At 65.1% G+C, this 20,383-nt stretch carries 20 protein-coding genes; 8 read left to right on the forward strand and 12 right to left on the reverse strand.

The annotated features are described in order from the left end of the window. Positions 1-7 precede the first annotated feature (7 nt). Both rpsP and ffh read right to left on the reverse strand, forming a co-directional pair. Positions 8-340, reverse strand: a complete 333-nt coding sequence (gene rpsP / locus XH85_RS02720) for a 30S ribosomal protein S16 (RefSeq protein WP_128930631.1) — start codon at positions 338-340, stop codon at positions 8-10. Between the two features lie 85 nt (positions 341-425). Next, on the reverse strand, positions 426-1,973 hold the full coding sequence (gene ffh, locus XH85_RS02725) for a signal recognition particle protein (protein WP_128930632.1): 1,548 nt from the start codon (positions 1,971-1,973) through the stop codon (positions 426-428). A 436-nt stretch (positions 1,974-2,409) separates the two neighbouring features. Here ffh and XH85_RS02730 point away from each other — a divergent pair, with 436 nt between their 5' ends. Then, a complete protein-coding gene (locus tag XH85_RS02730; protein WP_164940254.1) occupies positions 2,410-3,474 on the forward strand; it encodes an MBL fold metallo-hydrolase in 1,065 nt (354 codons plus the stop codon). Positions 3,475-3,672: 198 nt separating this feature from the next. On the opposite strand, the gene XH85_RS02735 is transcribed toward XH85_RS02730, so the two are convergent. Then, entirely contained in the window at positions 3,673-4,383 is a 711-nt protein-coding gene (locus XH85_RS02735; RefSeq protein ID WP_128937071.1) for an SIMPL domain-containing protein, read from the reverse strand. Positions 4,384-4,388: 5 nt separating this feature from the next. Then, a complete protein-coding gene (locus XH85_RS02740) occupies positions 4,389-5,150 on the reverse strand; it encodes a GyrI-like domain-containing protein (protein ID WP_128930633.1) in 762 nt (253 codons plus the stop codon). A gap of 214 nt (positions 5,151-5,364) precedes the next feature. Between XH85_RS02740 and dapF the strand changes: the two genes are divergently transcribed. Then, a complete protein-coding gene (dapF, locus tag XH85_RS02745; protein ID WP_128930634.1) occupies positions 5,365-6,240 on the forward strand; it encodes a diaminopimelate epimerase in 876 nt (291 codons plus the stop codon). Next, a complete protein-coding gene (mtaB, locus tag XH85_RS02750) occupies positions 6,240-7,493 on the forward strand; it encodes a tRNA (N(6)-L-threonylcarbamoyladenosine(37)-C(2))-methylthiotransferase MtaB (RefSeq protein WP_128930635.1) in 1,254 nt (417 codons plus the stop codon). The genes dapF and mtaB overlap by 1 nt, the downstream gene beginning before the upstream one ends. Positions 7,494-7,657: 164 nt before the next feature. On the opposite strand, the gene XH85_RS02755 is transcribed toward mtaB, so the two are convergent. Both XH85_RS02755 and XH85_RS02760 read right to left on the reverse strand, forming a co-directional pair. Then, positions 7,658-8,767 carry a DUF2336 domain-containing protein gene (locus XH85_RS02755; protein ID WP_128930636.1) on the reverse strand — a complete coding sequence of 370 codons (1,110 nt, stop codon included), beginning with the start codon at positions 8,765-8,767 and terminating at the stop codon, positions 7,658-7,660. A 257-nt stretch (positions 8,768-9,024) separates the two neighbouring features. Then, a complete protein-coding gene (locus XH85_RS02760) occupies positions 9,025-9,726 on the reverse strand; it encodes an RluA family pseudouridine synthase (RefSeq protein ID WP_164940262.1) in 702 nt (233 codons plus the stop codon). Positions 9,727-9,773: 47 nt separating this feature from the next. On the opposite strand from XH85_RS02760, the gene ftsY reads away from it, so the two are divergent. Both ftsY and XH85_RS02770 read left to right on the forward strand, forming a co-directional pair. Then, positions 9,774-10,718: a signal recognition particle-docking protein FtsY gene (gene ftsY, locus XH85_RS02765; protein ID WP_128930637.1), complete on the forward strand. Its 945-nt coding sequence runs from the start codon at positions 9,774-9,776 to the stop codon at positions 10,716-10,718. Between the two features lie 2 nt (positions 10,719-10,720). Then, entirely contained in the window at positions 10,721-11,323 is a 603-nt protein-coding gene (locus XH85_RS02770) for a septation protein A (protein ID WP_128930638.1), read from the forward strand. 169 nt (positions 11,324-11,492) lie between these two features. Here the strand turns inward: XH85_RS02770 and XH85_RS02775 are convergent, their stop codons facing one another. From XH85_RS02775 to ccmA, 5 genes are all read right to left on the reverse strand, one after another. Next, positions 11,493-12,086 (reverse strand): DsbE family thiol:disulfide interchange protein, encoded by a 594-nt coding sequence (locus tag XH85_RS02775; RefSeq protein WP_128930639.1) that lies wholly within the window; start codon positions 12,084-12,086, stop codon positions 11,493-11,495. Further along, the gene (ccmD, locus tag XH85_RS02780) at positions 12,083-12,268 is read right to left on the reverse strand and encodes a heme exporter protein CcmD (protein WP_128930640.1); all 186 of its coding nucleotides are present in this window, start codon (positions 12,266-12,268) and stop codon (positions 12,083-12,085) included. Before ccmD ends, XH85_RS02775 begins: the two co-directional genes overlap by 4 nt. Next, on the reverse strand, positions 12,265-13,056 hold the full coding sequence (locus tag XH85_RS02785; protein WP_128930641.1) for a heme ABC transporter permease: 792 nt from the start codon (positions 13,054-13,056) through the stop codon (positions 12,265-12,267). The genes ccmD and XH85_RS02785 overlap by 4 nt, the downstream gene beginning before the upstream one ends. A 106-nt stretch (positions 13,057-13,162) precedes the next feature. Beyond that, positions 13,163-13,831: a heme exporter protein CcmB gene (gene ccmB, locus XH85_RS02790; RefSeq protein ID WP_128930642.1), complete on the reverse strand. Its 669-nt coding sequence runs from the start codon at positions 13,829-13,831 to the stop codon at positions 13,163-13,165. A gap of 232 nt (positions 13,832-14,063) precedes the next feature. Then, positions 14,064-14,666 carry a heme ABC exporter ATP-binding protein CcmA gene (ccmA, locus tag XH85_RS02800; protein ID WP_128930643.1) on the reverse strand — a complete coding sequence of 201 codons (603 nt, stop codon included), beginning with the start codon at positions 14,664-14,666 and terminating at the stop codon, positions 14,064-14,066. Positions 14,667-14,906: 240 nt separating this feature from the next. Between ccmA and acnA the strand changes: the two genes are divergently transcribed. The 3 genes from acnA (at position 14,907) to XH85_RS02815 (ending at position 19,564) form a co-directional block, all read left to right on the forward strand. Beyond that, entirely contained in the window at positions 14,907-17,627 is a 2,721-nt protein-coding gene (acnA, locus tag XH85_RS02805; protein ID WP_128930644.1) for an aconitate hydratase AcnA, read from the forward strand. Between the two features lie 221 nt (positions 17,628-17,848). Then, entirely contained in the window at positions 17,849-18,625 is a 777-nt protein-coding gene (locus XH85_RS02810; protein WP_128930645.1) for a DUF1223 domain-containing protein, read from the forward strand. Positions 18,626-19,192: 567 nt separating this feature from the next. Further along, the gene (locus tag XH85_RS02815) at positions 19,193-19,564 is read left to right on the forward strand and encodes a DUF2794 domain-containing protein (protein WP_128930646.1); all 372 of its coding nucleotides are present in this window, start codon (positions 19,193-19,195) and stop codon (positions 19,562-19,564) included. Positions 19,565-19,687: 123 nt separating this feature from the next. On the opposite strand, the gene XH85_RS02820 is transcribed toward XH85_RS02815, so the two are convergent. Then, entirely contained in the window at positions 19,688-20,218 is a 531-nt protein-coding gene (locus tag XH85_RS02820) for a GNAT family N-acetyltransferase (RefSeq protein ID WP_128930647.1), read from the reverse strand. Positions 20,219-20,383 lie beyond the last annotated feature (165 nt).

Raw genomic sequence — 20,383 nt, forward strand, 5'->3', positions numbered from 1 at the left:
TCCGGCCTTACGCCTTCGCGGCGGCTTCGGCCTGCGCCTTGCGCTCCTTGCGCGGCACGGCCTTGTGCGGGTTGTTGCGCGCTTCGCGCTTCTTGACGCCGGCGGCGTCGAGGAAACGCGCCACGCGGTCCGACGGCTGCGCGCCCTTGGCGACCCAGGCCTTCACCTTCTCCATGTCGAGCTTGAGGCGCGCCTCGTTGTCCTTCGGCAGCAGCGGGTTGAAATAGCCGAGACGCTCGATGAAGCGGCCATCGCGCGGAAAGCGCGAATCGGCGACGACGACGTGGTAGACGGGACGCTTCTTGGTGCCTGCGCGGGCGAGGCGGATGACGACGGACATTCAGTTCTCCTTCAAAGTACGGTTTGTTCGGTTGATTGATATTCCGCGTTGCGCGGGATGCTTGCGATCCCCCGCGACGAATTCCTCATTTCTTCTTGCCCGGGAAACCGCCGAGGCCCGGCAGCGTCGGCTTGCCGCTCAGTCCGGTCAGACCAGGAAGGTTCGGTAGGCCCTGGCGCAAACCCGCAGGGAGATCCTTCGGCAGATTGGGCAGGCCCTGTCCGCCGCCGCTCTGCATCTTTTCCTGAAGAGCCCTCATCTCTTCGGGAGACGGCATCTTCATGCCGCCGCCAAAGCCCATCGCCTGTGCGATGCCGGCGAGCGGGCCGCGCTTGCCCGAGCCCATGGCCTTCATCACGTCGGCCATGTTCCGGTGCATCTTCAAGAGCTTGTTGACGTGCTCGACACTCTGGCCAGAACCCGCGGCGATGCGCTTCTTGCGGCTTGCTTTCAGCAAGTCGGGATGACGACGCTCGTCGCGCGTCATGGAATCGATGATCGCGACCTGGCGCTTCAGGATCTTGTCGTCGATCCCAGCGGCCGCGATCTGGTTCTTCATCTTGGAGATGCCGGGCATCATGCCCATCAGCCCGCTGATGCCGCCCATGTTCGACATCTGCAGCAGCTGCTCGCGCATGTCGTTGAGGTCGAACTGACCCTTGCGCATGCGCTCGGCGGTGCGCGCGGCCTTCTCGGCGTCGATGTTGGCGGCGGCGCGTTCGACCAGCGAGACCACGTCGCCCATGCCGAGGATGCGGCCGGCGATACGATCAGGATGGAAATCTTCCAGCGCATCGGTCTTTTCACCGGTGCCGATCAGCTTGATCGGCTTGCCGGTGACCGCGCGCATCGACAGCGCGGCGCCGCCGCGGCCGTCGCCGTCGACGCGGGTCAGCACGATGCCGGTGAGGCCGACGCGCTGATCGAACGAGCGCGCGAGATTTACGGCGTCCTGGCCGGTGAGGCTGTCTGCGACCAGCAGCACTTCATGCGGATTCGCCGCGGCTTTGATCGCGGCTGCCTCCGCCATCATCTCTTCGTCGAGTGTGGTGCGGCCGGCGGTATCGAGCAGCACGATGTCGTAGCCGCCGAGCTTGCCGGCCTCCAGCGCGCGCTTGGCGATTTGCGGCGGCTGCTGGCCCGTCACGATCGGCAGGGTCGGAATGTCGAGATCGCGGCCGAGCACGGCCAGCTGCTCCATCGCCGCCGGGCGGTAGACGTCGAGCGAGGCCATCAGCACCTTGCGCTTGTCGCGCTGGACCAGGCGGCGGGCGAGCTTTGCGGTGGTGGTGGTCTTACCCGAGCCTTGCAGGCCGACCATCATGATCGGCACCGGCGGCACGGAATTGACGTCGATGGTCTGGCCTTCGGCACCGAGCGTGTTGATCAGCTCGTCATGGACGATCTTGACCACCATCTGGCCGGGGGTGACCGACTTGACGACGGTGGCGCCGATCGCCTGCTCGCGCACGCGCTCGGTGAAGCTGCGCACAACCTCCAAGGCGACGTCGGCCTCCAGCAGCGCGCGACGCACCTCGCGCATCGCGGCGTCGACGTCCTTTTCGGTCAGCGCACCGCGCCCCGTCAGACGATCGAGAATTCCGCCAAGCCGTTCCGACAAATTGTCGAACAATGCCGTTGTCCTTTTTTACCTCTCCCCGCCTGCGGGGAGAGGTCGCCGCGCACTTGCGCGGCGGGTGAGGGGGTACGGGACCATCTACGCGCATCACACGCGGAGAGAGCCCCTCACCCCGACCCTCTCCCCGCAAGAGCGGGGCAAGGGAGAAGAAAGTCCAAACACCTTTGCGCCCGAGGGCGCACAGCGCTGTCGGGCGTTGACCTCCGGCCTCCAGGGCCAGTCGGCGGGTCGAAAAGAAAGCCTTTCCGAGAAAGTGGCGGGGGTAAACGCCGCTCACGCCCAAAAGTCAAGGAAAGTTAGGGTGTCGGAACGGTCCTGCCAGGGCAAGATCCTGAAAATAGAGCCCTTTCGGCTGCCGGTTCCTTTTCCCAGGGCTTCGCCCATATAGAAGGCGATGACCTTTCTCCGCTACCATCCCTAAAAGCCGGCCGTGCCGATCACTCGCCGTCGCCTGTTCGGACTGCTTGCCGGTGCTGGCGCGCTGGTCGGTGTTCCGTCCCTTTGGATGTCCCGCATGAAAACCTATGACGGTTCCGCCTCCGACCATTTCAACGGCCTGCACTTCTTCGATCCCGACGGTGCACCGCCGAAATCGCTTCGAGAGGTGCTGCGCTGGCAATTCGGCGGCAAGCGGCAACGCGCGAAATGGCCGGATTGGGTCCCCAGTCCACACGCCGACACCCCGCCGGCGCGTGTCGACGGCGACAAGGTGCGGCTCTCTTTCGTCGGCCACGCCAGCTGGCTGATCCAGGCCGGCGGTCTCAACATCCTGGTCGATCCCGTCTGGTCGATGCGGGCCTCGCCGGTCGCCTGGGCCGGGCCGAAGCGGCACAACGATCCCGGCATTTCTTTCGATCATTTGCCGAAGATCGATGTCGTGCTGGTCTCGCACGGGCACTACGATCATCTGGACATTGCGACGCTGTCGCGGCTCGCCAAGAATTTTGCCCCGCGCGTCGTCACCCCGCTCGGCAACGACGTCACGATGCGCAGCTCCGATCCCACGATCAAGGTGGAAGGGTTCGACTGGCACGACCGCGTCGAGCTCGGTGGCGGCATCGCCGTGCATCTGGTCCCGACCCGGCACTGGACCGCGCGCGGCGTGTTCGATCGCAACAAAGCCCTATGGGCGAGCTTCGTGCTGGAGACGCCGGCCGGCAAGATCTACGTCGTCTGCGATTCCGGCTATGGCGATGGCAGGCATTTTCGACGCGTCGCGGAGAAGCATGGGCCACTGCGGCTCGCGATCCTCCCCATCGGTGCCTATGAGCCGCGCTGGTTCATGCGCGACCAGCACATGAATCCGGAAGATGCCGTGAAAGCGCTCGCGGATTGTGGCGCGCAGGACGCGCTCGGGCATCATCACGGCACGTTCCAGCTGACGGATGAGGCGATCGATGCGCCGGCGAAGGCGCTGGTCGAAGCGCTGGATGCCGCGAAGATCCCGCAACAGCGGTTCGTGGCGATGATGCCCGGGCAGGTGGTGGAGATTTAACTCTGTCCAAGCATAAAACTCGTCGTCCTGGACAAGCGAGCGGAGCGAGCGCTGATCCAGGACCCATTACCACAGAGAGTGGTTTGACGAAGACGCGTTGTTGCCAGCTCGCGCTGCAACTACGCCCTGGGGTAATGGGTCCTGGCTTTCGCCAGGACGACGGCTGAGATTGTGTTGGCAGCCTGCCTCTTGCGGCGCTTACTGCCCCGGCTTGATCGCCCAGCTCACATTCACCGTCACCGACAGCGTCTCCTCGCCCGGTGCAACGGCGGCGGGTGCGGCCATCGGAGCCGCTGCCATGCGGCCCTTGAACAGCGGCACCGGGCCGCCGCCCTCGGTGACGCTGAGCGGCGCGCCCAGCGTCACGCCAGCAGCCTTGGCGTAGATCTCCGCCTTGCGGCGGGCATCGGCGACCGCCTGCTCGCGCGCATCATCGAGTAGTTTTGAGGCCTGCGTCACCTCGAACGAGATATTTCCGATGTCGTTGGCACCGGCGCTAACCAGCGTGTCGATGATGCCGGCGACCTTGGTCACGTCGCGAATTTTTACGGTGACGCGATTGGAGGCGCGGAAGCCGACCACGGGCGAGGCGCCGGTGGATTTGTTCTGGCCGTATTGCGGCTGCAGCGACAGGCGCGAGGTCTGATAATCCTTCTCGGCGATGCCGGCGCCCTTCAGCGCCAGCAGCACCTTGCCCATCGCCGCGTTGTTGGCGTCGGAAGCTTCCTTCGCCGACTTGGCGTCGTTGGCGACGCCGGCATCGATCTGCGCGAGATCGGGGGCCACGGAAATCCTAGCTTCGCCGCTCACCGAAATGACGGACGGAAAATCGTCGGCGCGTGCGGGGTCCGCCAGCGTGGTGGCGAAGACGGCGGCAAGGGACGTCAAAAGGAGGGCAGGCTTTTTCATCATTCTTACTTCAGCGGCACGAAAACGTTGATCACGAGCTTGTCCTCGGCCGTCTTCAGCGGATCGGTGAGGTACTCCTCGATGAAGGTGTCCTTGGCTTCCAGCCTCTTGTCGTCGAGGTGATTGGTGATCGCCTCATAGGTGTTGTCCATGTTGTCGTAGGAGCCGCGATGGACGAATTTCAGCGCCTTGCCCTCCGGCGATTTGCCGATGCTCATATCCTTGGGCAGGTTCTTCGGATCCTGCTCGACCGGGATCTCGGCGAGGAAGGTGAAGCCGGTGTCGTCGGTGGAGGTATAGACGATCATCGAATTGCCTGACGGCTTGATGCCCTGCTTGTCCAGCAGCGCGTTCAGCGCCTTGAAGGCGTCGATCAGCGTGTCGAAGGCCGAATCCCAATTGGCAGTGCCCTTGACCATCACGACCTTCTTGGGCTCGAGCATGGTCTCGAGGCCAAAGGGATCGGCGGTCTGCACCGGGGCGGGCGTGGCGGCTGCCGCGGGCGGGGGCGCCGTCGGGCTGGGTGAGGCGCTGGCTGCGGGCGAGGGCGTCGCAGCGGGTGAGGCGCTGGCCGCCGGCGCGGGCGTTGCCACTGGCGCAGGCGAAGCACTCGCGGCAGGGGATGGTGAAGCCGATGGCGCCGGCGAGGGGCTTGCCGATGCGGCGGGCGCCGGGCTCGGTGTTTGCGCCAGAACTCCGGACAGGCCAAGCGACAAGGCCGCTGCCGGGATCAGCGCGGCCAAAGCGAGACGACGAAACCTGATCATTTTATTCTCCCCAAGACCTTGTGTCCCAAGGCCTAAATCCGTCCTGCACCCGGCCGCGCCTCCCGGTCGCGCGAACGGCGCAGTTCTAACACGCGAGCGCCGAATTCGTCCCATGACAGATGCGTCATGGCCGACCTGCTCGGCGCTTCGCAGTAAACCGCTGGCCAAGCCGGCAAGGATCGCCATATAAGACGGGCGAAATTCGGGAATTTTCATGAGCGCGCTGGCCAACCACGCATTTGCCAAGATGAACGGCATCGGCAACGAGATCGTCGTTGTCGACATGCGCGATTCCGCAAGCCGCGTGACGCCGGACGACGCGCGGGCGGTGGCCTCCGCCAACGGCGGCGTGGCTTACGACCAGCTCATGGTGCTGCAGAAGCCGCGGCTGGCCGGCACCGAAGCCTTCATCCGCATCTACAACAATGACGGCTCCGAGGCCGGCGCCTGTGGCAACGGCATGCGCTGCGTGGTGCGCCGCATCTTCGAGAAGAGCGGACAGACCACCGCGACATTCGAGACGGCAGCCGGCTTGCTCAATTGCTGGCAGGGCCCCGCGCCCGACCTCTACACCGTCGACATGGGCGCGCCGAAGTTCGGCTGGCAGGACATCCCGCTGGCGGAAGAGTTCCGCGACACCCGCTACATCGAGTTGCAGATCGGGCCGATCGACAATCCGATCCTGCATTCGCCCTCCGTGGTGAGCATGGGCAATCCGCACGCGATCTTCTGGGTCGAGGACGTCAACGCCTATGATCTCGAGCGTTTTGGTCCGCTGCTGGAAAACCATCCGATCTTCCCCGAGCGCGCCAATATCACGCTCGCCCATATCGTCGATCGCGAGCACATCACGATCCGCACCTGGGAGCGTGGCGCCGGCCTGACCAAGGCCTGCGGTTCGGCGGCCTGCGCCACGGCCGTCGCTGCGGCGCGATTGAAGCGAGCCAATCGCAATGTCGAGATCACGCTGCCCGGCGGCAAGCTCGGCATCGAATGGCGCGAGCGCGACGACCATGTGTTGATGACGGGCACCGCGACCTTCGAATATGAAGGCAATTTCGATCCGGCGCTGTTCGCGCCGGTCGGCTGATGGCCGTCGACATCGTCACCTTCGGCTGTCGCCTCAACGCCTTCGAGGCCGAGGTGATCCGCCGCGAGGCGGAGAGCGCAGGCCTCTCCGACACCATCGTCATCAACAGCTGCGCCGTCACCAACGAGGCGGTGGCGCAGGCGCGCCAATCGATCCGCAAATTGAAACGCGAGCGGCCCGGGGCCCGCATCGTCGTCACCGGTTGCGCGGCACAGACGCAAACTGCGATGTTCGCCGCTATGGCCGAGGTCGATCGCGTCGTCGGCAATGACGACAAGCTGCGCTCATCCGCATGGCGCGATGCGCGTGATGCATTCGACGTCGGCGCCAGCGAGAAGGTCGCCGTCAGCGACATCATGGCGGTGAAGGCGATGGCGCCGCATCTCGTTGACGGCTTTGCAACCGGCCTGCCGCGCGTCTTCGTGCAGGTGCAGAACGGCTGCGACCATCGCTGCACCTTCTGCATCATCCCGTTCGGCCGCGGCAACTCGCGCTCGGTGCCGATGGGCGCGGTGGTCGAACAGGTGCGGGCGCTGGCCCGGCGCGGCCATGCCGAGATCGTGCTGACCGGCGTCGACCTCACCAGCTACGGCGCTGACCTGCCGGGCGCGCCCAAGCTCGGCATGCTGACCAGGCAGATCCTGCGGCACGTGCCGGAATTGAAGCGCCTGCGCATCTCCTCGATCGATTCGATCGAGGCAGATGACGATCTGCTGGATGCCATCGCCGACGATGCGCGGCTGATGCCGCATCTGCACCTGTCGCTGCAATCCGGTGACGACATGATTTTGAAGCGCATGAAGCGGCGGCATTCGCGACAGGATGCGATCGCGTTCTGCGACCAGGTGCGTCGCCTGCGCCCGGACGTCATTTTCGGCGCCGACATCATCGCGGGCTTCCCGACCGAGACCGAGGAGATGTTCTCGCGCTCGCTCGATCTCGTCGAGGAATGCGACCTCACCTTCCTGCACGTCTTCCCCTACTCGCCACGCCCCGGCACGCCGGCCGCGCGGATGCCGCAGGTTGCGGGCAGCGCGATCAAGGAGCGCGCGCGGCGGCTGCGTGCAGTTGGCGAGGCGGCGTTGCGGCAGCGGCTGCAAGCCGAGATCGGCGCGACGCGCGAGGTGCTGATCGAGAGCGAAGGGCAGGGACGCACGGAACACTATCTGCCGGTGGCGATTGCGGGCGAACGGGTGGGAAGTGTGGTGTCGCTGAGGATTGTCGGCAGTGATGGCGAGCGGCTGACCATATAGTCCGCTGCCTTCTTCCTTCTCCCCTTGCGGGAGAAGGTGGCGCGAAGCGCCGGATGAGGGGTTGCTTCAGCGCACTCGCATTGAGAGAGTCATGCGCGGAGAGAGACCCCTCACCCGCCTCGCTTCGCGAGGCACCCTCTCCCGCAAGGGGAGAGGGGAAGAGTCTACAACGCCCGCACCTGCCAGAACCGCAGCGTGCGCCGCGCGTTCTCCGGCGTCATTCTCGCAAAATGGCCCTGCGCCCGCGCGAGATCTGCCGGCTTCATCGCGCCCGTCGCGTAACGGCTTTCGAGCACGGCGGCGGTGGTGTCCCAGCCGAGTTGCGCGGCCTTGCACGGCACCAGCAGCCCGTCGTCGCGCAGGCTCTGCATCAGCGGGCGAATCACCTCGACGGTTGATTCGGACAGCGCTGCAAGCGCCGCCACGGTCTCCTCGTAGCGCCGCTGTGTGGCGAAGCCAAGCAGCGTCGCTTCGTTGAGCCGGCCGTGCGCTTTCAGATTTGCGATGGCCCGCTTGGCGCCTTCGAAATCGCGAACGCCAGACATCTCGCGCTCGACGCCGACGGTGACGGCGGCAATCGCGCTTTGGATTTCCTCGAACAGATGCGGTGGCGCGCGCGACAACAGGCGGGTGCGCACGGCGTCGCTCGCCGAACGCAGCAATTGGCGGCGCAGCTCCGACGGCAAATCGACGCGGACGCCGACGCTGATGGCGAGCTCCGGATCGCTTTCGGCCTGTCCGACGATGATGGCAAATCCGCTGCCGGAGACACGCGCGCCGGGATTGGCCGCGAGCCGTCGGCTGACACTGGGATAGCGCCGCGCCAGCAGCGCGTCGGTGACGATCTCCTTCAGCCACCAGCGGCCGGCGACCGCGAGCAGATGCGGCTCGCCCTTGCTGGAAGCGATCTTCATCAGCGCGCCATCATCGAGGCGGGCGGATTCCTGGAGCACGGGTCCGGCGATACGGATCTCGTCATTGTTCGCGAGGCGGCGGATCACGGACGGCGGCGCCTGCGCGATCGGCGCAAGCTGCGCGCTGATCTCGGCGAGCGCAACGCGGGCGCCGATATCGGCGATGGCGCGCAGCTCGATGGTGCCGATCAGGCGCTCGAGCACGTCGTCGAACAGCGCGATCTGCTCGTCGTCAAAACTGCCGGCAGAAGCCAGGAACAGGTCGGTGACGCGCCGGGCCGTCTCCAGTCCTTTCTCCGGCGAGCCCATCCGTATCGCGGATTCGACCTCGTCGACGATCGATAGCTCGGCCTTGGACATCACGCGCTGCTCGTCCTGAGCGGTTACGAAAAGCTTGTTCTAAGCAACCGCTATCATTAAAGCCGAGCGCTGAACGTTTCGTAAACCATGGCCTGAGGGCGACTAGCTTTAGCGAGATGCCGCCGCAGCGTAAGTGCGCTCCCTCCCCCGCTTGCGGGGGAGGGCTGGGGAGAGGGTATCTCCACAGAGGGACTCCCCAAGAGGAGAGAACCCTCACCCGGCGCTACGCGCCGACCTCTCCCGCAAGCGGGAGAGGTTCAGTCCCCGTTCCATCCGCAGGCGCGGAGGCGCTCGTGCATGTGGGGCGGAGCCGGCGCCACGACGCGGATCGGCTCCTTGTTCCGGGAGATCGGCACCACGATCTCGCGGGAATGCAGGTGCAGGCGCGGCTCGCCGAAGCGCGGGCCGGTGCCGTAAATGTTATCGCCGATGATCGGCCAGCCGGTCGCGGCCGAATGCACGCGCAATTGATGGGTCCGTCCGGTCACCGGTTCCATGGCGAGCCAGGCGAGGCCCGCGCCGCGGCCCATGACCTTCCAATTGGTGATCGCCTTCTGCCCTTCCGGATCCGGCTTCTGCCACCAGCCGCGCTCGGCGTTGAGCCGGCCGAGCGGCATGTCGATGCTGCCTTCGTCTTCGGCAGGACCGCCCTCGACCACGGTCCAGTAGGTCTTGCCGATCTTGCCGTGCTTGAACAGCAGGCCAAGCGAGGCTGTCGCCTTGCGGTGGCGACCAAGCACGAGGCAACCGGAGGTATCCTTGTCGAGCCGGTGGGCCAGCACCGGCGGCCGCGGCAGGCCGAAGCGGAGCGCGTCGAAGGAGGCTTCGAGGTTCGCCCCGCCCTTGGGGCCGCGATGCACCGGCAGGCCGGCCGGCTTGTCGATGACCAGCATCAAGCCGTCGCGATGGAGCACGCGGCCTAAGATTTCATCGGCGGTCAATTCGGGAACATCGAGCAATTGCAAGACTTTCGTTTAATCGTCGGAACGGCTAACACACCCCCGCCATGAACGATACCTCCGAGACCCCCAAGCTGAGCTGGTGGCGCCGCCTGTCCAACGGGCTGAAGCGCACGTCGTCCTCGCTCGGGACTGCGGTCGCCGACCTCGTCACCAAGCGCAAGCTCGACCGCGCCATGCTCGACGACATCGAGGACGTGCTCCTGCGCGCCGATCTCGGCACGCAAGTCGCGGTACGGATCGCGGACGCCGTCGGCGCGGGGCGCTACGACAAGGCGATCTCGGCGGACGAGGTCAAGGACGTCGTCGCGACCGAAGTCGAGAAGGTGCTCGTACCGGTCGCGAAACCGCTCGAGATCGATGCAGCGAAAAAGCCGTTCGTCATCCTCGTGGTCGGCGTCAACGGCTCCGGCAAGACCACCACCATCGGCAAACTCTCGCAAAAGTTCGCGTCCGAAGGCCGCAAGGTGATGCTGGCCGCGGGCGACACGTTTCGCGCAGCGGCGATCGAGCAGCTCAAGGTCTGGGGCGAGCGCACCAAGACGCCGGTCATCGCCGGCGCGCAAGGCTCGGATTCGGCAAGCCTCGCCTTCAACGCACTGACGGCAGCGAAGGAGCAGAGCATCGACGTGCTCCTGATCGACACCGCCGGCCGGCTTCAGAACAAGGCCGAGCTGATGAACGAGCTCGAGAAGGTCGTGCGCGTCATTCGCAAGGTGGACGCCACCGCGCCGCATGCGGTGCTGCTGGTGCTCGATGCCACCGTCGGCCAGAACGCGCTGTCGCAGGTCGAGGCCTTTCATCGCACCGCCGGGGTCACCGGCCTCGTGATGACCAAGCTCGACGGCACCGCGCGCGGCGGCATCCTGGTGGCGCTGGCGGAGAAATTCAAACTGCCGGTGCATTTCATCGGCGTCGGCGAAGGCGTCGACGATCTCGCGCCCTTCACCGCGCGCGATTTCGCCCGCGCCATCGCCGGAATCGAAAGTTGAGAATGGACAAGACCCAGCCGCATCCGCTGTTCAAGCTCGCGACCGAGCTCGGTCCACTGCTCGTGTTCTTCTTCGTCAATGCGAAGTTCAATTTGTTCGCCGCGACCGGCGCCTTCATGGTGGCGATCGTGGCGGCGATGGCCGCCTCCTATGTGGTGACGCGGCACATTCCGATCATGGCGATCGTGACGGGCGTCATCGTGCTGGTATTCGGCACGCTGACGCTGGTGCTACACGATGAGACCTTCATCAAGGTCAAGCCGACCATCATCTACGGCCTGTTCGCCGCGATCCTCGGCGGCGGCCTGCTGTTCGGCCGCTCCTTCATCGCCGTGATGTTCGACCAGGTGTTCAATCTGACGCCGCACGGCTGGCGCATCCTCACGCTGCGCTGGGCGCTGTACTTTGCCGGCATCGCGGTGCTGAACGAGATCATCTGGCGCACCCAGAGCACGGACTTCTGGGTGAACTTCAAGGTCTTCGGCGTCCTTCCGCTGACCGCCATCTTCGGCATGATCCAGATGCCGCTGATCAAGCGCTATCACCTCGAGCCGGTGTCGCTGGAGGCGAGCGAGGCCGAGGCGGGAGATGTGAGCAAGGGGTGAGCGCTCGCCACACATTCGGTGTCATCGCCCGGCTTGACCGGGCGATCCAGTACTCCGAGCCGTCTGTGGCTGAATCGATAAGCCGCGGCGTACTGGATGCCCCGGTCAAGCCGGGGCATGACAGCTGTATGTGGGGCGCCGGGTCTTTGATTCGCAATGATGGGCTTGGCTAAGATCCCGCCTTCAGCGCCTTCTCCAACTCCGGCATCAGCACCGTCTTGAGGTTTTGCGGCGTGACCGGTCCGACCAGCTTATAGACGATGGTGCCCTCGCGCCCGACGACGAAGGTCTCGGGCACGCCATAGACGCCCCATTCGATCGAGGCGCGGCCGTTGGCGTCGACGCCGACGCGGCCGAATGGATTGCCGTAGCGTCCGAGGAAGCGCCGAGCATTGTCGGCCGCGTCCTTGTAGTTGATGCCGACGAGCTGGAAGCGCTTGTCCTTGGCGAGCTCGGTCAGGAGCGGCGCCTCGTCATGGCACGGCACGCACCAGGACGCCCAGACGTTGACGAGGCTGACCTTGCCCTTGAACGCGGCAGGATCCAGCCCCGGCACCGGCGCATTGTCAGCCTGCAATCCCTCGAGCGGCGGCAGCAGCGTTTGCGGCGCAGGCCGCCCGATCAGTGCGGACGGAATCCGCGAGGGATCGCCGCTGCCGAGTCGAAACCAGAACAACAGCGCAAGGCCGAGGAAGGCGATCAGCGGCAGCGCCATCAGGAAGGTGCGGCGCTGCGGCGTCGCCGGGCTCGATTGATTGCTCATGATCGATCCGTCGCGCTGCGGCCCGAGCGGCGGGTCACGCCGCTGCGATCGAGCTCGCGCAGGCGCTGCATCTGGTTGCGATAGTCGAGCACGACCCAGCCGATCAGGATCACGACCACGAGGGCCGCTGCGACATAGGACGTCACGATGAACGACGCGTAAGGGCCGAGCGCCATCATCACGCAGCTCCAGCTTCTTTTGACGCGTTTTCTTCACGCGAACCGGCGCCCACTTCGCTCGAAAACGCGACGCGGCTCGCCTGCATCATTTGCAGGGAACGGACACGGCGGCGCAGGATCTCGTTGCGCATCGCGGCCAAGTGCAGCGTGACGAACAGCAGCGTGAAGGCGATCGCCATCACCAGCAGCGGGATCAGGAACGACTTGTCGAGCGTCGAGCCGCCCATGCGCATCACCGATGCCGGCTGGTGCAGCGTGTTCCACCAGTCGACGGAGAACTTGATGATGGGCAGATTGATGGCGCCGACCAGCGTCAGCACCGCCGCGGCGCGTGCCGCGCGCGAGGGATCGTCGACCGCGCGCCACAGCGCCATCAGGCCGAGATACATCAGGAACAGGATCAGCACCGAAGTCAGCCGCGCGTCCCACTCCCAGTAAGTGCCCCACATCGGCCGGCCCCACAGCGAGCCCGTGAGCAACGCGAGGAAAGTGAAGGCAGCGCCGATGGGAGCAGCCGCTTTCGCGGCGACGTCGGCGAGCGGATGCCGCCACACCAGCGTGCCCAATGAGGCGATGCTCATCACGCCCCACACGAACATCGAGAGCCAGGCATTGGGCACGTGGATGAACATGATCTTCACCGTCGCGCCCTGCTGATAGTCGTCGGGCGCAAGCGCTGACTGGTACAGACCGATGGTGAGCAGGATGACGGTCGCAGCCGCGAGCCACGGCAGCAGGCGCGCTGTCAGCGCGAGGAACCGCGTGGGATTGGCGAGGTCGATCAGCGTCATGGTATTCTGATAATCATCCGGGAGCGCTCAGGCAATCAGCACGAAAGCACGTCGCGAAGGTTGATGCGGGTCAAGGTCAGGCAGGCCCATCTCAGTCGAGCCCATCTCAGTCGAGTCCATGCCGCAGGCTCGCCGCCGCCGCGAACGGGCCGATCACGAGGCTGACCAGCGACAGCGCGCAGAGGATCGAGAACGGTGCACCGAACATCATGGGACCGACGATCACGGCCTGCGAGGCCGCAACCCCGAAAATCAGCACCGGAATCGACAGCGGCAGCACCAGCACGGCCATCAGCAGTCCGCCGCGATGCAGGGTCACCGCCAGTGCCGCGCCGATCATGCCGGTGAAGGTGAGCGCCGGGGTTCCTGCCAGCAACGTCAGCGCCACCGCGCCGGTTGCGACCATGTCGAGGTTGAGCAAGAGGCCGAGCACGGGGGTTGCGACAATCAGCGGCAGGCCGGCCGCCAGCCAATGCGCCAGCGCCTTGGCGGCACAGGCGAGTTCCAGCGGCGTCCGGCTCATCGTGATCAGGTCGAGCGAGCCGTCCTCGTGGTCGGCCATGAACAGCCGGTCCAGCGTGAGCAGGCTTGCCAGCAGCGCACCGAGCCAGAGAATGGCCGGGCCGAGCCGCGACAGCAGCGCCAGATCCGGCCCCACCGCGAACGGCATCAGCACCACCACGGTCAGGAAGAACAGCACGCCGATCAGCGCCCCGCCGCCGACGCGGAGCGCGATCCGGATGTCCCGGCGGATGAGGGCCGACAAGGCGGTCATGGAGGGCTCCCCTCGTGCCCCAAAGGCGGTGCGCTCCCTCCCCCGCTTGCGGGGGAGGGCTGAGGAGAGGGTGTCTCGACAACGAAGATTCCCCCTGAGGAGAGAACCCTCACCCGGCGCTCCGCGCCGGCCTCTCCCGCAAGCGGGAGAGGCGTGGGAGCTCCCGGCGACGGCTGCGTCCCGGGTGAAAGAGCGAAGCTTTGCCGCTCGAAAAACTGAGGGTGAAGCCGCCTCACGCCATTCCCCCGATCCTGAGCTCCCGCGAATCGATCCCCAATGGCGCGTGGGTCGCTGCGATGATCAGGCCGCCGCTTGCCAAGTGCTGTCGCATCAATCCGGCAAACATGTCCTGGCCGGCCACGTCCAGCGCCGTGGTCGGCTCGTCCAGCAGCCAGACCGGGCGGCGCACGGTCAATAGCCGCGCCAGTGACAACCGGCGGCGCTGGCCGGCGGAGAGGAAGGCGGCGGGCAGGTGGGTGGCGTGGTCGAGGCCGACTTTGGTGAGGCTCTCGGCGGCATCGCAGCGCTCGCCGCCTAGAAATTCAGCCCAAAACGCCAGATTTTCTGCCACGCTCAGCGCCGGCTTCAGGGCATCGCGATGGCCGAGATAGTGGCATTGCTCCGGCAGCGTCAGCTCGCCGTCGCCCCCATCCAGCGCGATCGTCCCGCCGGCCGGAATGAGCAGGCCGGCGATCAGCCGCAGCAGCGAGGTTTTGCCCGATCCGTTGCGACCCATCACCGCCAGGGCTTCGCCGGAGGCGGCCGCGAAATCGAGGCCGGCGAACACCTCGCGGCCACCGCGCACGCATCTGAGTCCGTGACCTGAAAGCCGCATCTCGCCTCGTTTCAACCCGCTCAAAGCCAGGCCTCAGGAAAACTTGGGGTAGCGCATGGGAATTTTTGGCTCGCGGATTGGCGCGGCACGATTGTGGCTGTGGCGGCGCGGTTAGAAAGCTTCTATAAGCCCGGAACTACTTGATGCAGCAACTCAACCTGCCCCTGCAAGCGGCCAAGCCTGATACGCTGACGGTGTTAAAATACCCTGCCGGGTATAACTAACAATTGGGATTCCTACATGACCTCGCTCGACAGCTTCAAATGCAAAAAGACCCTCAAGGTCGGCGCCAAGACCTATGTCTATTACAGCCTGCCCACGGCCGAGAAGAATGGTCTGAAGGGAATTTCGAAACTTCCCTATTCGATGAAGGTCCTGCTCGAGAACCTGCTGCGCAACGAGGACGGCCGCTCGGTCAAGAAGGAAGACATCGTCGCGGTGTCGAAGTGGCTGCGCAAGAAGTCGCTGGAGCATGAGATCGCGTTCCGCCCGGCGCGCGTCTTGATGCAGGACTTCACCGGCGTGCCCGCAGTGGTCGACCTCGCCGCGATGCGCAACGCGATGCAGAAGCTCGGCGGCGATGCTGAGAAGATCAATCCGCTGGTCCCGGTCGACCTCGTCATCGACCACTCCGTGATCGTGAACTTCTTCGGCGACAACAAGGCCTTCGGCAAGAACGTCACCGAGGAATACAAGCAGAACCAGGAGCGCTACGAGTTCCTGAAGTGGGGCCAGAAGGCGTTCTCGAACTTCTCCGTCGTGCCGCCCGGCACTGGCATCTGCCACCAGGTCAATCTCGAATATCTGGCCCAGACGGTCTGGACCAAGAAGGAGAAGATGACGGTCGGCAAGAAGACCGGCACCTTCGAGGTCGCTTATCCCGACTCGCTGGTCGGTACCGATTCCCACACCACCATGGTCAATGGTCTCGCCGTGCTCGGCTGGGGTGTCGGCGGCATCGAGGCGGAAGCCTGCATGCTCGGCCAGCCGCTGTCGATGCTGTTGCCGAACGTGGTCGGCTTTAAGCTGAAGGGCGCGATGAAGGAAGGCGTCACCGCGACCGACCTCGTGCTGACCGTGACGCAGATGCTGCGCAAGCTTGGCGTCGTCGGCAAGTTCGTCGAGTTCTTCGGCCCCGGCCTCGACCATCTCTCCGTCGCCGACAAGGCGACCATCGCCAACATGGCGCCCGAATATGGCGCGACCTGCGGCTTCTTCCCGGTCGACGCCGCCGCGCTCGACTACCTCAAGACCTCCGGTCGCGCCTCGGCGCGCGTTGCGCTGGTTCAGGCCTATGCCAAGGCGCAGGGCCTGTTCCGCACCGCCAAGTCGGCCGATCCGGTGTTCACGGAAACGCTGACGCTCGACCTCGCCGACGTCGTTCCCTCGATGGCCGGTCCGAAGCGTCCCGAAGGCCGTATCGCGCTCCCGTCGGTGGCCGAGGGCTTCTCGCTCGCGCTCAGCAGCGAGTACAAGAAGGCCGAGGAGCCGGAGAAGCGCTTTGCCGTCGAAGGCAAGGACTTCGAGATCGGTCACGGCGACGTCGTGATCGCGGCGATCACCTCCTGCACCAACACCTCGAATCCGAGCGTGCTGATCGGCGCCGGCCTGCTTGCGCGCAACGCGGCTGCGAAGGGCCTCAGGGCCAAACCGTGGGTGAAGACCTCGCTTGCCCCGGGTAGCCAAGTGGTCGCGGGCTATCTCGCCGATTCCGGTCTGCAGAAAGATCTCGACAAGGTCGGCTTCAACCTGGTCGGCTTCGGCTGCACCACCTGCATCGGCAATTCCGGTCCGCTGCCGGAAGAGATCTCGAAGTCGATCAACGACAACGGCATCGTCGCGGCCGCCGTGCTCTCAGGTAACCGCAACTTCGAAGGCCGCGTCTCGCCGGACGTGCAGGCGAACTATCTGGCCTCGCCGCCGCTGGTCGTCGCGCACGCGCTCGCGGGCAGCGTGACCAAGAATCTCGCCACGGAGCCGCTCGGCGAGGGCAAGGACGGCAAGCCGGTGTACCTGAAGGACATCTGGCCGACGACGAAGGAGATCAACGCCTTCATGAAGAAGTTCGTGACCGCGTCGATCTTCAAGAAGAAGTATGCCGACGTGTTCAAGGGCGACACCAACTGGCGCAAGATCAAGACGGTCGAGAGCGAGACCTATCGCTGGAACATGTCTTCGACCTATGTGCAGAACCCGCCCTATTTCGACGGCATGAAGAAGGAGCCGGAGCCGGTCACCGACATCGTCGAGGCGCGCATCCTCGCCATGTTCGGCGACAAGATCACCACCGACCACATCTCACCGGCCGGCTCGATCAAGCTCACCTCGCCCGCTGGCAAATATCTCAGCGAGCACCAGGTGCGCCCCGCGGACTTCAATCAGTACGGCACGCGCCGCGGCAACCACGAAGTGATGATGCGTGGCACCTTCGCCAACATCCGCATCAAGAACTTCATGCTGAAGGGCGCCGACGGCAACATTCCCGAGGGCGGTCTGACCAAGCACTGGCCCGACGGCGAGCAGATGTCGATCTACGACGCCGCGATGAAGTACCAGGAAGAGAAGGTGCCGCTGGTGGTGTTCGCCGGCGCTGAATACGGCAACGGCTCCTCGCGCGACTGGGCCGCGAAGGGCACGCGCCTGCTCGGCGTTCGCGCCGTGATCTGCCAGAGCTTCGAGCGCATCCACCGTTCGAACCTGGTCGGCATGGGCGTGCTGCCGCTGACCTTCGAGGACGGCACTTCCTGGCAGTCGCTGGGTCTGAAGGGTGACGAGAAGGTCACGTTGCGCGGCCTCGTCGGCGACCTCAAGCCGCGCCAGAAGCTGACCGCGGAGATCGTCTCCGGCGACGGTTCGTTGCAGCGCGTTTCGCTGCTTTGCCGCATCGATACGCTGGACGAGCTCGATTACTACCGCAATGGCGGCATCCTCCATTACGTCCTGCGCAAGCTCGCGGCGTAAGCGCGGATTTGTGAACGATGGCTCACTGCGAAGTGAGTAGAAGCCAGAACGAAGGCGGCCTATCAAAAGGCCGCCTTCGCGCGTTTTGCGGCACGTTTCGGATGGGCCCGGCCGGTGGAAAACCTCCTCTTGGACGGATGAATGTGCTGCGCCCCGTAAGATTACGGTGACCATCAGGCGATAAGATTCCCTCTCACGAGCAATGGTGTGCGGCGTTCGACATGACAACAATGACGGCTTCTCATCCGATTTCACGTTGGTCCAGTGCCCTCTGGTCGGGTGCTCTCGGCATCTGTGCGATCGTCGCCGTCATCCGCCCTGCCGAGGCTGATCCCCGCGCCGTTGTCGAATTGTTTACCTCGCAGGGCTGCTCGTCCTGCCCGCCCGCCGACAAGATCATCGGCGATCTCTCCAAAGATCCCTCGGTCATCGCGCTGAGCATGCCGATCGACTATTGGGACTATCTCGGCTGGAAGGACACGCTGGCCGATTCGCGCTTCTCTGCGCGGCAGCGTGCTTACTCGCGCATGCGCGGCGACCGCGAGGTCTACACGCCGCAGGTCGTCGTCAATGGCTCGACCCATGTCATCGGCAGCGATCGCACCGGCATCGAGAATGCGATCGGCAAGACCGACAAGGGCATGGGCGTGATGAGCGTGCCGGTGACGATGTCGCTTGCGGGCAAGCAGATCAGCGTCTCCGTCGCCGCGAGCAACGAGCCCACGGTCTCGCACGGCGAGGTCTGGATCTGCTCGATCGCCAAGTCGGTGCCGATCACGATCACCCGCGGCGAAAATCGCGGACAGCAGATCACCTACCACAACGTGGTGCGCAACCTGCTCAAGGTCGGCGATTGGACCGGCCGTCCGGAAAGCTGGACGGTGCCGATCGAGAACCTCACGCGCGACGGCGTCGACGGCGCGGTGGTTTATGTTCAGGATGGCAACCGAGAGAAGCCGGGTGCGATGCTGGGCGCGGCCTACACGTCGCTGCACTGATTTCACTGACTCACCGGCGTCGCGCTCGCTCTAACTCCTCATGGTGAGGAGCGCGCCCTTGCGCGCGTCACGAACCAAGCAGGCCCGGCGGATGCAGTTCGGCCTTATCCTTCGAGACGCCGCGCGAGCGCGGCCCTCAGGAGGGGAGGGAGCCGGTGCATGAGGAGAGCGAAGGCTCGGCGAGCCGGAAACACCCGACACAAACAAAAAAGGACCAACTTGCGTTGGCCCTCCTTGTCGCGCGTACAGACCCGATCCTGTCGACCCCGGGGGGCTGGGGGCTGAGGAATCCGGAACCGAAGGACCGGGCCAACGCACGTGAGCCTTTTCGCAGTGCAGGGCGGCAGTCGCTAGGCGGAAAAGCGGCGACACTATGATTCCTGCTAACGATCCCGTGACGGTTTGCCGCGATAAAGTTCCACCATTGCGTGTGTCCCGATTCGATGAGTCGAACGGGAAGGCCCCTTGCGGTAGGGACCGGTTGGCGCAATCATGCAACTGTCATGATGCCAGAGGTTCCGGTTGTCGCGGACGCGGGTCATGCCGTGCGATGAGGAGGCGCTTCCCATGAATCTGATGTCGGAGGATGCCGAGCCGAGCGAGCAGCGCGCGGCGGCGCGCCCCGCCGCTGCGACGACGCAGCCGAATCGGGTGACCTTCAACCGCCTCGAACTGCACCGGATTCTCAATCTCTACGGCCGCATGGTCGCCGACGGCGAGTGGCGCGACTACGCCATCGACTTCCTGAAGGACCGCGCCGTGTTCTCGGTCTATCGCCGCGCCTCGGAAGTGCCGATCTATCGGATCGAGAAGGACCCGCGGCTTGCGCGCAAGCAGGGCATGTACAGCGTGATCTCGGCGACCGGCCTGATCCTGCGCCGCGGCCACGAGCTCGAGCGCGTGCTGCTGGTGATCGATCGGAAGCTGGCGGTGGTGTGAAGACCTTCGGTCGTCATTCCGGGGCGCGACGAAGTCGCGAGCCCGGAATCCATTCATCCACCGTCCGTGTCGTTCAATGGATTCCGGGTTCGCGCTGCGCGCGCCCCGGAATGACGGGAGCCCCTACTTCCCCGGCACCGTGCTCGCGCCCTCGCCGAGATCCCGCTGCATCATCACCGTATCCAGCCAGCGGCCGAATTTCAGCCCGACATTGGGATGCGTGCCGATCATCTTGAAGCCGCTCTTGGTGTGAACGCCGATCGAGCCGGCATTGGCGGAATCGCCGATCACGGCGATCATCTGGCGGAAGCCACGCGCCTCGCATTCGGTGATCAGCCGCTCCAGCAGCAGCGAGCCGACACCGCGGCGGTGGAAGGAGGGGTCGAGATAGATCGAATTCTCGACCGTGAAGCGATAGGCCGGCCGCGGCCGGTAGGCCCCGGCATAGGCATAGCCGGCCACGCGACGATCGAGGATGGCGACGAAATAGGGATAGCCGCCGTCGATCAGTGCGCGATAGCGGCGCGTCATCTCGGCAAGGTCGGGCGGCTCCAGCTCGAACGTCGCGGTGCCCTCGCGGACGGCCTGCTGATAGATGGCGGTGATGGCGGGAAGGTCGGCCTCCGTGGTGGGCCTGATTTCAGGTGCGGACATGGCGGGAAGGATAGAGGCTTCCCGCGGCCGCTGGAAGAGGCTGCGCTGCTTCTCCGGCGTCATTGCGAGCGTAGCGAAGCAATCCAGAAATGCATCCGTGGAGGCACTCTGGATTGCTTCGTCGCAAGAGCTCCTCGCAATGACGGTGCCTGTGGGTACAGCCCG

It is taken from the genome of Bradyrhizobium zhanjiangense (assembly GCF_004114935.1).
In the GTDB taxonomy this organism is placed as follows: domain Bacteria; phylum Pseudomonadota; class Alphaproteobacteria; order Rhizobiales; family Xanthobacteraceae; genus Bradyrhizobium; species Bradyrhizobium zhanjiangense.